We start from the raw sequence: 11,882 nt of genomic DNA, 5'->3' as shown, positions 1-11,882 counted from the left end.
ATGTGGTGGGGTCTGGCAGCTGCGTGCGCCGCAGCTGCCGCGTACGGCCTGGCGTCCGTCCTGCAGGCATCGGCAGCCGGTCGCTCAGGAGACGCTGGCGCGCACAAGGTGGTTCTCGAGCCGCGCTTCATCCTCGGCATGAGCCTTGATGCTGTCGGATTTGCCCTGCAGGTCGCTGCGCTGCAGGTGCTGCCGCTGTTCGTGGTCCAGTCGGCGTTGGCCGCCAGCCTCGCCGTCACTGCCGTCGCCGCACGGTCACTCGGGGTTCGACTCGGCCGGCGAGAGTGGATCGCAGTCGGGGGCGTGTGCCTCGGACTCGGCCTGCTGGGGATCTCGGCGGGCAGCGAGGGCAACCCGGCCGTCGGCCACGGCTTCCGGCCCGCTCTCGGCGCTGCCGTGGCAGTGCTCGCCCTGGTGTGGCTGTCGACGCGGCTGGTCCCTGGCCGGCTGCACGGTGCGCTGCTGGGCCTGATCGCCGGTCTCGGCTTCGGCATCGTGGCCATCGCGGCACGGATCATTCCGAGCCTGAGACCGGCGAACCTGGTCACGGAGCCTGCCGCCTACATCGCTGTCGCAGCTGGTGCACTGGCGATGCTCTGCTACGCGGCCGCTCTGCAGCGCGGCGGCGTTACGACGGCCACCGCCATGCTGGTTGTCGGGGAGACAGTCTTTCCCGCCCTCGTCGGACTCCTGCTGCTGGGCGATCGCGCGCGGCCCGGTTACGCCGTCGTCGCCGCCGGCGGATTCGTCCTCGCCGTCACGGCCGCGCTGGTCCTGGCTCGGTTCGGCGAGCCCGGGCAGGTGGTCAGCGCGGAGGCGGGATCTCCCCCGAGCCACGGATCGTGAGCTTGACCGGGACGCGGACCGTCCGCCCGGGGCGGTGCGGTTCCGGGAGACGCTCGGTCATCAGCTGGATCGCCGTCCGCGCCATCACGTCGGCGGACTGCGCGACCGCGGTCAGCCCGGGGCTCAGCAGGTCGCCGAGCTGCAGGTCGTCGAAGGACACCAACGCCACCTTGTCCCGACGGCCGGCCAGGCCCCGCAGTACCTCCGCGGTCGTCATGTTGTTGGCCGACAGCAGAGCGGTGGCCGGGTCGGGGCGGTCGAGAACGGCCGAGAGCGTGATGCCGATCCCCTCGGTGGTCGGCTCGGACAGGTGGACGAGGTCCTCGTCGACACCGATCCCGTGCCGGGCCATTGCCGCCCGGTAGGCCACCACCCGCTCCCGGGCGGTGAAGATCCGCTCGTCATCGCCCAGGTACGCGATCCGCCGGTGGCCCTGCCGGACCAGGTGGTCGATCGCCTGGTCGATACCGCCCGCGTTGTCGGCGAGCACGGCGTCCGCCTCGATGCCGTGCGCGGGACGGTCGATCGTGACGACCGCCATCCCGGCGTCGACGTGCGGAGCGAGGTACTCCTGGGTCTCCCCGATCGGCGCCATGATCAGCGCATCCGGGCGCCGGGCGACGAACTCCAGACAGACCTCGCGCTCCCGCTGAGGGTCCTCGTCGGTCAGGCCGATCATCACGACCGAGCCCGACGAGCGCGCCCACAGCTCGACCGCGCGGCCGAGCGAGGCGAAGAACGGGTCGCCGATGTCGCGGATCACCACGGCGATCGTGCCGGTCTTGCCGCGGCGCAGCATCCGGGCCGACTCGTTCGGCGTGTAGTTCAGCTCCTTGATCGCCGCCTGGACCTTGGCGGTCAGCTCCGGGCTGACGTTCGGCTCCTCGTTCACCACCCGGGACACGGTCTTCAGCGCGACCCCGGCCCGGGCGGCGACCTCCTTCATCGTGGGCCGGCGCTGGCCCGTCCCGTTCACCCCGCTGACACTCATCGCCGGCCCACCTTCCTCTGCTCGCGGAGCAGGTTACACCGGGTGATCAGCTTTCGACCACGACCGGAATGATCATCGGGCGCCGGCGGTGGGTGTCGCTGACCCATTTGCCGACCACCCGGCGGATCACCTGCTGCAGCTGGTACATGTCGTCGACGCCGCTGCCGATCGCCTTCTCGATCTCGGCCTCGATCTTCGGCTTCAGGTCGTCGAACACGGTGTCGTCCTCGGCGAACCCGCGAGCCTGGATCTCCGGCCCGGCGGTCAGCTTGCCGGTCACCGAGTCCATCACCGCGATCACCGAGATGAAGCCCTCGTCGCCGAGGATCCGGCGGTCCTTGAGCGAGGTCTCGGTGATGTCGCCGACGGTCGAGCCGTCCACGAACACGTACCCGCAGTCGACCTTGCCGGCCACCACGGCCTTGCGGTCGATCAGGTCGACCACCACGCCGTCCTCGACGACGACCACGTTCTCCCGCGGTACGCCGGTCTGCACCGCGAGATCCGCGTTCGCGTGCAGGTGCCGGACCTCGCCGTGCACCGGCATCACGTTGCGCGGCTTCACGATGTTGTAGCAGTACAGCAGCTCGCCCGCGCTCGCGTGCCCGGACACGTGCACCAGCGCGTTGCCCTTGTGGATCACGTTCGCACCGTGCCGGATCAGGCCGTTGATCACCCGGTACACCGAGTTCTCGTTGCCCGGGATCAGCGACGACGCGAGGACGACGGTGTCGCCCGGCTGCAGGTGCACGACGTTGTGGTCGTTGGCGGCGATCCGGGACAGCGCCGACATCGGCTCGCCCTGCGAACCGGTCGACACCAGCACCACCTGCTCCGGCGGGTAGTTGTCCAGGTCGCGCATGTCGATCAGCGTGTCGCCGGGCACGGTCAGGAACCCGAGGTCGCGGGCCACGCCCATGTTGCGGACCATCGAGCGGCCGACGTACGCGACCTTGCGGTGGTGCTTCACGGCGGCGTCCATGACCTGCTGGACGCGGTGCACGTGGGAGGCGAAGCAGGCCACGATGATGCGCTGGTTCTTCGCCTTGGTGAAGACCCGGTCCAGCACCGGCGCGATGTCGCGCTCGTGGGTGGTGAACCCGGGCACCTCGGAGTTGGTGGAGTCGACCATGAACAGGTCGACGCCCTCCTCACCGAGCCGGGCGAACGCCCGCAGGTCGGTGATCCGGTTGTCCAGCGGCAACTGGTCCATCTTGAAGTCGCCGGTGTGCAGCACGGTGCCGGCCGGCGTCTTGATCGCGACGGCGAGCGCGTCCGGGATCGAGTGGTTGACCGCGACGAACTCGCAGACGAACGGCCCGATCTGCAGCTTCTCGCCCTCGACCACGGTCTGCTGCGGCACGTTGCGGTGCCGGTGCTCCTTCAGCTTGCCCTCGAGCAGCGCGAGCGTGAGCTGCGACCCCACCACCGGGATGTCGCCCCGCTCACGCAGCAGGTAGGGCAACCCGCCGATGTGGTCCTCGTGGCCGTGCGTCAGGACCACCGCGACGACGTCGTCGAGGCGGTCCCGGATCGGCTCGAAGTCCGGCAGGATCAGGTCCACGCCGGGCTGGTTCTCGTCCGGGAAGAGTACGCCGCAGTCCACGATCAGCAGCTTGCCGTCGTACTCGAACACCGTCATGTTCCGGCCGACCTCGCCGAGGCCGCCGAGCGGGATGACCCGCAAAGCGCCCGGAGCGAGAGGTCCGGGCGCGGCGAGATCTGGATGGGGATGGCTCATGCAATCAGTCCTGCCGTCTTGAGGTCGGTGGTGAGCCAGTCCACTTGCTCGGCGGTCGCCTCAACCAACGGCAACCGGAGGGTCGCGTGCTCGATGACGCCCGCCAGCTTGAGCGCGGCCTTCACCATGATGGCGCCCTGGGTCCTGGTCATGATCGCCTCGACGGCGGGCACCAGCCGTCGCTCGATCTGTTGTGCGGTCGCGAGATCGCCGGCGACCACGGCGTCGATCAGCTGCCGGTACTCCCGGCTTGCCACGTGCGCCACGACACTCGCGATGCCGACCGCGCCGACCGCCATCGTGGCGAGGTTCAGCTCGTCGGCACCGCAGTAGTAGAACAGATCGGTGTTCGCCAGCACCTTGGTGGTCCCCGCGAGGTCGCCCTTGGCGTCCTTCACCGCGACGATCCGCGGGTGCTCGGCGAGCGCGATCAGGGTCTCGGTCCTGATCTCGACCCCGGACCGGCCGGGGATGTCGTACAGCATGTTCGGCAGGCCGGTGGCGTCGGCGACCGCGGTGAAGTGCGCGCGCAGCCCGTCCTGCGGAGGCTTGTTGTAGTAGGGCGTGACGACGAGCAGGCCGTCGGCTCCGGCGGCCTCGGCCTGCTGCGCACACGCGATCGTGTGCGCGGTGTCGTTGGTCCCGACGCCGGCCACGAGCTTGATGCCGTCGCCGACGGCCTCGCGGACCGCCTGGATGATCCGGACCTTCTCCTCGTCGGAGGTGGTCGGCGCCTCGCCGGTGGTGCCGTTCAGCACCAGGGCGTCGTTGCCGCCGTCCACGAGGTGCCTGGCGACCCTCTGGGCGGCGTCGAGATCGAGGGACCCGTCCGGGCGGAACGGCGTGATCATCGCGGTCGTCAGCCGGCCGAACGGCAGTGCCGCGGACGGGGCCGACGAGGGCGTGGATTCTGGCGAGGACATGGGCCTCAGATTACCGCTCCCGACCCCTGAAGAAATGGGTAGGCCTGGTGGCTGTCCGCTCGGGGGTCCGGGCAGCCACCAGGCTCACTCGTCCTATCGGGCGCCGCCCGGTAGGCGTTACAGCTTCTGGCAAAAAAGTCCGGAAAAACTTCTGTGACTACTCTGCGTGATACAAATACCGCAGTACGTGGAGATTCTCGAGGCGCACCGTCGCATCGGGTGGGCCGCCACGTGGCCGACTGGAGGCTCCGACGTCCCGCCCCGCCTCGCCGCAGGGTGGTCGCAATCGCCGGAGGGAACGCGAGAGGTTATCCGCCCGTACTGGGGGTTCTCCGTCTGCACACCAACGAAGAGCCCCCACATCGAATGGAGAACCCCGGACGCGGACGGTGCGGACGGCGAGGCGGCGTCGCCTGCCGCGGGCGGGTTGAGACCCCCTGGTGAGCGGAGCCCGGAAACGACGGCCGGAGACCTGCAATACCAGGTCCCCGCTCACCACATCCGGTCCCAGGACACCACAACCGGCCCGTGCACCGCGTCCGCAGTACCGACGGAAACGACACAGGAGCCCGATTTGGTGGGTGGACGTCTGACCCTTTGGGTTTGCGGCCGGGATCTCGGTCGCAAACCCCGCATCTCGGACGCCCACCCACCAAACGCAGGCGGCAGCGGGCGCGGGGGCGCGCGTTGTGGGCTGCGGTGCCCGTACGCTCGTCCGCGTGTCGACACCTTCTGCTGCCACACCTGCCGCCCGCCAGAGCCTGACGACCGTCTGCGCGACGATGGCCGGGGCGATCCCGCTGATGACGCTCGTGCTGTGGTTCGTGCTCGCGACCGACGGGATCGGCGAGTTCCCGACCGGCTGGCCGGTGCTGGTGGTGTTGGCCGCCGCCGTCGGCGCGTACTCGATCTGTGAGCTGGTCGGCTTCCGTACTCCCCCGCTCGCGCACTCGGCCCGGTCGTCGGCCGAGATCGAGGCGGACTCGTGGCGCCGGTTCACCGCGTCGACGTTCACCCGGTTCGCGGTCTGCGAGGCCGTGTTCCTGGTCTCCGTCGCGCTGTCGTTCGTCGCCGACAGCTTCTGGGTCGTCCTGATCGGAGCCGCCCTGGCGCTGCCGCTGTTCTACTGGGAGGTGTGGCCGGGCGAGCGCAACCAGCGCCGGTTCGCCGCGGCGCTCGAGTCCGGCGGCGTCCCGTCGTACCTGACCGGCCGGCTGCAGGATCGGGCTCAGGATCGGGCTCAGGATCGAGCTCAGGACTGAGATCAGGAGCGGCCGGCGAGCCAGACGCTCGTCGCGTCGAAGAGCTGCTCGACCGCCTGCAGTCCGCCCGGCAGCAGCAGGACGGCGCCGACGGTCAGGACCGGCACGATCACCGCGTGCTCGAACCAGTGACCGGTCCGGAACCGCAGCGGCTTCGGGAGGCGGAGTTCGTACCAGGTCTCGCCGCGGATCGGGAGCGGCCACAACCACGGACAGCCGGAGCGGGTGAGGCTGTCGCCGAGGCAGTGCACGAACATGCCGAGCGCGACCGCGGCGCCGATCCATCCGCCGATCTGCGTCAGACCCGTTTGCAGGGCATCGGCCGCCGCGGTGCCGGGCAGGGCTTCGGCGCCGACGACGGTCCAGCCGGCCGCGGCGAGCACCGCGAAGACGATCCAGTCGCCGAGGGCGTCGGCGGCCAGCACCAGACCGGTCACGGCGACCGCCAGAACGGCCCACTTGCCGCGGTCGCCGAGACTGGCCGCGAGCATGCCGAGCAGGACCGCGGCCACCAGGGTGTGCGTCGCGTGGCGGTGCTTGCCGGTGCCGTCCTCGTCGCGCGGCCCCTTGGTCACGGCGTACAGGACGCCCGAGAACGCCCGCACCGCGGCTGAGACGAGCCGGGTCAGCGGACCGAGCAGACGCGAGGCGCTCGCGCCCGGGTGGTCGAGGTCCGGCACCAGGGCGTACCCGGCCGTGGCCGCAGCGAACGGCACCACCTCGGCCACCGTGGTCAGCCCGACCAGCGGCGCCACCGCCAGCCCGGCACACCACCCCGACAACGCATGCGACCGCCCCATCATCCCGCGCCTCACACCCCTCAGCTCGACATCCATCCTCCCCCACCAGCCCCACTACCCTCATCAGCCACGCAGACCCACCTCGCGCGTGTTTGAGCACCCACCAACCAGATCCGGCGGCGAAATCCGGTTGGTGGGGGCTCAAGGACGGGACCGGCTTTGCATAATCATGCAGAGTGATGCATACTTTTCCTGTGTCCAAGGTGCTTACTTCTTTGCCGGTCGGTGAGCGGGTCGGGATTGCCTTCTCGGGTGGTCTCGACACGTCGGTTGCGGTTGCGTGGATGCGGGACAAGGGTGCGATCCCGTGCACGTACACCGCTGATCTCGGGCAGTACGACGAGCCCGACATCGCGTCCGTGCCCGGCCGTGCGACGGCGTACGGCGCGGAGATCACCCAGCTGGTGGACTGCCGCGCGGCGCTCGTCGAGGAAGGCCTCGCGGCGCTGGCCTGCGGCGCGTTCCACATCCGGTCGGGCGGGCGGACCTACTTCAACACCACCCCGATCGGGCGGGCGGTGACCGGCACCCTGCTGGTCAAGGCGATGCTCGACGACGACGTCCAGATCTGGGGCGACGGCTCGACGTTCAAGGGCAACGACATCGAGCGGTTCTACCGCTACGGCCTGCTCGCGAACCCGCAGCTGCGGATCTACAAGCCGTGGCTGGACGCGCAGTTCGTGCACGAGCTGGGCGGCCGCAAGGAGATGTCGGAGTGGCTGGTCGCGCACGGCCTGCCCTACCGGGACAGCACCGAGAAGGCCTACTCCACCGACGCGAACATCTGGGGCGCCACCCACGAGGCGAAGACCCTCGAGCACCTCGACACCGGGGTGGAGACGGTCGACCCGATCATGGGTGTCGCGCACTGGGACCCCACGGTCGAGATCCCCGCCGAGGACGTCACGATCGGGTTCGTGCAGGGCCGGCCGGTGACGATCAACGGCAAGGAGTTCGGTTCCGCGGTCGACCTGGTGCTGGAGGCGAACGCGATCGGCGGCCGGCACGGGCTCGGCATGTCGGACCAGATCGAGAACCGGGTCATCGAGGCGAAGAGCCGGGGCATCTACGAGGCGCCCGGGATGGCGCTGCTGCACGCGGCGTACGAGCGGCTGGTGAACGCGATCCACAACGAGGACACGCTGGCCAGCTACCACACCGAGGGCCGCAAGCTCGGCCGGCTGATGTACGAGGGCCGCTGGCTCGACCCGCAGTCACTGATGATCCGGGAGTCGCTGCAGCGCTGGGTCGGCACGGCGGTCACCGGCGAAGTCACGCTGCGGCTGCGGCGGGGCGAGGACTACTCGATCCTCGACACCACCGGCCCCGCGCTCAGCTACCACCCGGACAAGCTGTCGATGGAGCGGATCGAGGACTCGGCGTTCGGCCCGGTCGACCGGATCGGCCAGCTGACCATGCGGAACCTGGACATCGCGGACTCGCGCTCGAAGCTGGAGCAGTACGCCGGCCTCGGCATGTTCGGCTCCGCCAACCCCGCGCTCGCCTCCTCCACCGAACTGATCGGTGAACTCCCCCGCGGCGGCGCCGAGGCGATCGCGTCCCGCGGCGAGGCCACCGAGGAGGACGAACTCCTCGACCGGGCCGCGATGGAGTCGGGCACCGACTGAGATCTTCAGTCGCGGGCCGCGGTTAACGGCATCCAGCGAGATGCGACCGCGGCCCGCGACTGGGCAGGACGGGTCAGGCGTCGAAGTCGAGGGTTACCTGGGGGGTGGTCGGGTGGGACTGGCAGGTGAGGACGTAGCCGGCGCGGATCTCGTCGGGTTCCAGGGCCCAGTTGGTGTCCATCCGGACGTTGCCGTCGAGGACCTTGGCGCGGCAGGTGCCGCAGACGCCGCCCTTGCACGCGAACGGGGCGTCGGACCGTACGGCGAGCGTCGCGTCCAGCACCGCCTTGGAGTGCTCCCCCAGCGCGAACGTCGACCGGCGACCGTCCAGGATCACGGTGACCTGGGCCGCGTCCTCGTCGGCGGTCGATTCCTCGACGGGAGCCTTGGGCGCCTCGTCGCCGACGTGGAAGAGCTCGGCGTGGACGTGCTCGCGCGCGACGCCCTCGGCCAGCAGCAGGTCCTGGGCGCCGACGACCATCGCGTACGGGCCGCAGAGGAACCACTCGTCGACGGAGTCCAGCGGGAGGATCGTCGCGAACATCCGCTGCAGCCGATCGGCGTCGATCCGTCCGCTGAACAGCTCGACCTCGGTCGTCTCGCGCGACAGCACGTGCACGAGGTGGAAGCGCTCGGCGTACCGGTCCTTGAGGTCGGCCAGCTCGTCGGCGAACATCACCGACCCCGCGGTGCGGTTGCCGTACAGCAGCGTGACGCGGCTCGACGGCTCGATCGCGAGGACGGTTGCGACCAGTGACAGCACGGGCGTGATGCCGCTGCCGGCGGCGACGAACGCGTAGTGCTTGGCGTTCGCGGCGTCGAACGTCGTACCGAACCGGCCGAGCGGGGTCATCACCTCGAGTTCGTCGCCGACCTTCAGGTCGTTGGCGGCGTACGCCGAGAACTCGCCGCCGGGGATCCGCTTCACGCCGATCCGCAGCACGCCCGATCCCGCGGGCGAGCAGATCGAGTAGCTGCGGCGTACCTCTTCCCCGGTCCGGCGGATCGTCAGGTGCTGACCGGCCGCGAACTCGTACTCGTCGGCGAGCTCGGGCGGCACGGCGAAGGTGATCGCCACCGAGTCGTCGGTGATCGCCTCGATGGCGGCCACCCTGAGCGGATGGAAGGTCGCGCGGCGGCGGGGGGCGACGGTCGTCATCTAGATCGCCTTGAAGTGGTCGAAGGGTTCCTTGCAGCTGTTGCACCGCCACAGGGACTTGCAGGAGGTGGAGCCGAAACGGCTCAGCTCCGTGGTGTCCGGCGAGCCGCACAGCGGGCAGCGCACGGTCAGCGCGAGCGCCACCGGTCCGCCGACAGCTCGACGACCGGTCGGCGGGGCGATGCCGTACTCGGTGAGTTTGGCCTTGCCGGTCTCGGTCATCCAGTCGGTGGTCCAGGCCGGCGACAACACGGTCTCGACGCGGCCGTCGACGTTCAGCGAGCGGAGCGTGAGCTCGACCTCGTGGCGGATCAGGTCCATCGCCGGGCAGCCGGAGTACGTGGGGGTGATGGTCACCACGACCTCGTCGCCCTCGTGCCGGATACCGCGCAGGACGCCGAGGTCGTCGATCGTGAGGACCGGCACTTCCGGGTCGGTGACCTCGCCGACCGCTGCGAGAATCGCCTCGTCGGTCACCATGTCGCACCTGGGTGGGATCTCGCGACGTGCTGGAGTTCGGCGAGGAGGTAGCCCATGTGTTCGGTATGGCGACCGGCGCGACCGCCGGTGTGCTGATAGGACGACGACGGTCGCTCACACGTCGACTGGTCGATGACAGCCAGGACCCGATCCGTCCAGGCGTCCTGCAGAGTCAAGGGATCGACGGCTACATCCAGCCGCTGCACCAGCGCGTCCGACTCGAACATTTCGGCGGTGTACGGCCACAGCGCCTCGAGGGCTGCCTGCATGCGGCGGTGGCTCTCGTCGGTCCCGTCGCCGAGGCGCAGCACCCATTGCGTCGCGTGGTCGACGTGGTACGCGACCTCCTTGACCGCCTTCCCCGCGACACCGGCGAGCGTCTCGTCGGCGCAGCACCGCAGCTCGTCGTACAGGAGCTGCTGGTACGTCGCGAAGTACAGCAGCCGCGCCATCGCGTGCGCGAAGTCGCCGTTCGGCAGCTCGCACAGCTGCAGGTTGCGGAACTCGCGCTCGTCGCGGAAGTACGCCAGCTCGTCCTCGGTGCGGCCGTCGAGCGAACCGGCGTACTGGAGCAGCGACCGCGCCTGCCCCAGCTGGTCCAGCCCGATGTTGCCGAGCGCAACGTCCTCCTCGAGCTGCGGCGCGGCCGCGATCCACTCGGCGGTACGCTGCGCCGCGATCAGCGCGTCGTCGCCGAGGCGGAGCGTATAGACGAACAGGTCGCTCACAGGTGCTCGACACCTTCCGGGACCTCGTAGAACGTCGGGTGCCGGTACACCTTGTCGCCGGCCGGGTCGAAGAACTCGTCCTTCTCGTCCGGGCTGGACGCGGTGATGTCGGACGCCCGCACCACCCAGATCGAGACGCCTTCCTGGCGGCGCGTGTACACGTCCCGCGCGTTCCGCAACGCCATCGTCGCGTCGGGGGCGTGCAAGCTACCGACATGCGTGTGCGACAGCCCGCGGCGCGACCGCACGAAAACCTCCCACAAGGGCTCGACGCTCATGCCGCGGCCTCCTGACGAGCAGCCTGCTTCGCGGCGTACGCCGCCGCGGCCTCGCGCACCCACGCGCCGTCCTCGTGCGCCTTGACCCGCTTGGCCAGCCGCTGCCGGTTGCACGGACCGTTGCCCTTGACAACTTCGTACAGCTCCGCGTAGTCCGGCTCGGTGAAGCGGTAGTGACCCGATGCCTCGTCGTACGCCAGGCCGTCGTCGGGCACCCGCAGCCCGAGTACGTCGGCCTGCGGGACGGTCATGTCGACGAACCGCTGCCGCAGCTCGTCGTTGCTGTGCCGCTTGATCCCCCACGCCATCGACTGCTCCGAGTGCGTCGACGCGGCGTCCGGCGGACCGAACATCATCAGCGACGGCCACCACCAGCGGTCCAGGGCGTCCTGCGCCATCGCCTTCTGCGCCTCGGTGCCCTGGGACAGCGTGTGCAGGATCTCGAAGCCCTGCCGCTGGTGGAACGACTCCTCCTTGCAGACCCGCACCATCGCCCGCGCATACGGACCGTAGGAGCAGCGGCACAGCGGCACCTGGTTGACGATCGCGGCGCCGTCCACCAGCCAGCCGATCGCGCCGATGTCGGCCCAGGTGAGCGTCGGGTAGTTGAAGATACTGGAGTACTTCTGCTTGCCGCTGTGCAGCAGGTCGAGCAGGTCCGCGCGGTCGACGCCGAGCGTCTCCGCGGCGGCGTACAGGTACAGACCGTGGCCGGCCTCGTCCTGCACCTTCGCCATCAGGATGGCCTTGCGGCGCAGCGACGGCGCGCGACTGATCCAGTTGCCCTCCGGCTGCATGCCGATGATCTCGGAGTGCGCGTGCTGCGCGATCTGCCGGATCAGGGTCTTGCGGTACCCGTCCGGCATCGCGTCCCGCGGCTCGATCCGGCCGTCGGCGTCGATGGTCGCCTGGAAGCTGTCGTCCATACCCTCAGCATATGTGACACTTTTTCTCGGAATCAACAACAGGTGTCACAAAGGTGGTGCTGGACCTACTCCGGGATGGGGGGCTGACGCACTGGGGAAGAGCGGTCACGGACGGCGAGG

The 11,882-nt window shown here is 69.7% G+C and carries 12 protein-coding genes; 3 read left to right on the top strand and 9 right to left on the bottom strand.

From position 1 onward, the window contains the following. Complete coding sequence (locus ABZX12_RS05420; RefSeq protein ID WP_355690069.1) at positions 1-846, top strand: hypothetical protein; 846 nt, start codon at positions 1-3, stop codon at positions 844-846. On the opposite strand, the gene ABZX12_RS05415 is transcribed toward ABZX12_RS05420, so the two are convergent. Genes ABZX12_RS05415 through dapA form a run of 3 tightly spaced genes read right to left on the bottom strand, consistent with a single transcriptional unit; the run spans position 806 to position 4,501 of the window. Next, positions 806-1,837: a LacI family DNA-binding transcriptional regulator gene (locus ABZX12_RS05415; protein WP_355690067.1), complete on the bottom strand. Its 1,032-nt coding sequence runs from the start codon at positions 1,835-1,837 to the stop codon at positions 806-808. The genes ABZX12_RS05420 and ABZX12_RS05415 overlap by 41 nt on opposite strands. 46 nt (positions 1,838-1,883) lie before the next feature. After that, the gene (locus tag ABZX12_RS05410; RefSeq protein ID WP_355690065.1) at positions 1,884-3,578 is read right to left on the bottom strand and encodes a ribonuclease J; all 1,695 of its coding nucleotides are present in this window, start codon (positions 3,576-3,578) and stop codon (positions 1,884-1,886) included. After that, positions 3,575-4,501 carry a 4-hydroxy-tetrahydrodipicolinate synthase gene (dapA, locus tag ABZX12_RS05405; RefSeq protein WP_355690063.1) on the bottom strand — a complete coding sequence of 309 codons (927 nt, stop codon included), beginning with the start codon at positions 4,499-4,501 and terminating at the stop codon, positions 3,575-3,577. Before dapA ends, ABZX12_RS05410 begins: the two co-directional genes overlap by 4 nt. Before the next feature lie 719 nt (positions 4,502-5,220). Here dapA and ABZX12_RS05400 point away from each other — a divergent pair. After that, on the top strand, positions 5,221-5,763 hold the full coding sequence (locus tag ABZX12_RS05400) for a hypothetical protein (protein WP_355690061.1): 543 nt from the start codon (positions 5,221-5,223) through the stop codon (positions 5,761-5,763). Between the two features lie 2 nt (positions 5,764-5,765). On the opposite strand, the gene ABZX12_RS05395 is transcribed toward ABZX12_RS05400, so the two are convergent. Further along, positions 5,766-6,599, bottom strand: coding sequence for a metal-dependent hydrolase (locus tag ABZX12_RS05395; protein WP_355690059.1), 834 nt, complete (start codon positions 6,597-6,599; stop codon positions 5,766-5,768). A 158-nt stretch (positions 6,600-6,757) separates the two neighbouring features. On the opposite strand from ABZX12_RS05395, the gene argG reads away from it, so the two are divergent. After that, on the top strand, positions 6,758-8,191 hold the full coding sequence (gene argG / locus ABZX12_RS05390; RefSeq protein ID WP_355690058.1) for an argininosuccinate synthase: 1,434 nt from the start codon (positions 6,758-6,760) through the stop codon (positions 8,189-8,191). A gap of 73 nt (positions 8,192-8,264) precedes the next feature. On the opposite strand, the gene paaE is transcribed toward argG, so the two are convergent. The 5 genes from paaE to paaA are packed head-to-tail and all read right to left on the bottom strand — an operon-like array spanning position 8,265 to position 11,762. Beyond that, positions 8,265-9,350 (bottom strand): 1,2-phenylacetyl-CoA epoxidase subunit PaaE, encoded by a 1,086-nt coding sequence (gene paaE, locus ABZX12_RS05385; protein WP_355690056.1) that lies wholly within the window; start codon positions 9,348-9,350, stop codon positions 8,265-8,267. Further along, a complete protein-coding gene (gene paaD, locus ABZX12_RS05380; RefSeq protein WP_355690055.1) occupies positions 9,351-9,830 on the bottom strand; it encodes a 1,2-phenylacetyl-CoA epoxidase subunit PaaD in 480 nt (159 codons plus the stop codon). Then, complete coding sequence (paaC, locus tag ABZX12_RS05375; RefSeq protein ID WP_355690053.1) at positions 9,824-10,558, bottom strand: 1,2-phenylacetyl-CoA epoxidase subunit PaaC; 735 nt, start codon at positions 10,556-10,558, stop codon at positions 9,824-9,826. The genes paaD and paaC overlap by 7 nt, the downstream gene beginning before the upstream one ends. Continuing rightward, a complete protein-coding gene (paaB, locus tag ABZX12_RS05370; RefSeq protein ID WP_355690052.1) occupies positions 10,555-10,836 on the bottom strand; it encodes a 1,2-phenylacetyl-CoA epoxidase subunit PaaB in 282 nt (93 codons plus the stop codon). The genes paaC and paaB overlap by 4 nt, the downstream gene beginning before the upstream one ends. Then, the gene (gene paaA, locus ABZX12_RS05365) at positions 10,833-11,762 is read right to left on the bottom strand and encodes a 1,2-phenylacetyl-CoA epoxidase subunit PaaA (protein ID WP_355690050.1); all 930 of its coding nucleotides are present in this window, start codon (positions 11,760-11,762) and stop codon (positions 10,833-10,835) included. The genes paaB and paaA overlap by 4 nt, the downstream gene beginning before the upstream one ends. Between the last annotated feature and the right edge of the window lie 120 nt (positions 11,763-11,882).

This window comes from Kribbella sp. NPDC003505, from assembly GCF_040610875.1.
Classification (GTDB): Bacteria; Actinomycetota; Actinomycetes; order Propionibacteriales; family Kribbellaceae; genus Kribbella.
This window is presented reverse-complemented; position numbering and strand designations above follow the sequence as displayed.

Bases quoted from the DNA above. Each gene is read 5' to 3' on its own strand.
- ABZX12_RS05395 (WP_355690059.1), bottom strand. From the start codon at position 6,599: ATGGATGTCGAGCTGAGGGGTGTGAGGCGCGGGATGATGGGGCGGTCG.
- paaB (WP_355690052.1), bottom strand. From the start codon at position 10,836: ATGAGCGTCGAGCCCTTGTGGGAGGTTTTCGTGCGGTCGCGCCGCGGG.
- ABZX12_RS05415 (WP_355690067.1), bottom strand. From the start codon at position 1,837: ATGAGTGTCAGCGGGGTGAACGGGACGGGCCAGCGCCGGCCCACGATG.
- ABZX12_RS05410 (WP_355690065.1), bottom strand. From the start codon at position 3,578: ATGAGCCATCCCCATCCAGATCTCGCCGCGCCCGGACCTCTCGCTCCG.
- paaA (WP_355690050.1), bottom strand. From the start codon at position 11,762: ATGGACGACAGCTTCCAGGCGACCATCGACGCCGACGGCCGGATCGAG.
- paaD (WP_355690055.1), bottom strand. From the start codon at position 9,830: ATGGTGACCGACGAGGCGATTCTCGCAGCGGTCGGCGAGGTCACCGAC.
- dapA (WP_355690063.1), bottom strand. From the start codon at position 4,501: ATGTCCTCGCCAGAATCCACGCCCTCGTCGGCCCCGTCCGCGGCACTG.
- ABZX12_RS05420 (WP_355690069.1), top strand. From the start codon at position 1: ATGTGGTGGGGTCTGGCAGCTGCGTGCGCCGCAGCTGCCGCGTACGGC.
- paaE (WP_355690056.1), bottom strand. From the start codon at position 9,350: ATGACGACCGTCGCCCCCCGCCGCCGCGCGACCTTCCATCCGCTCAGG.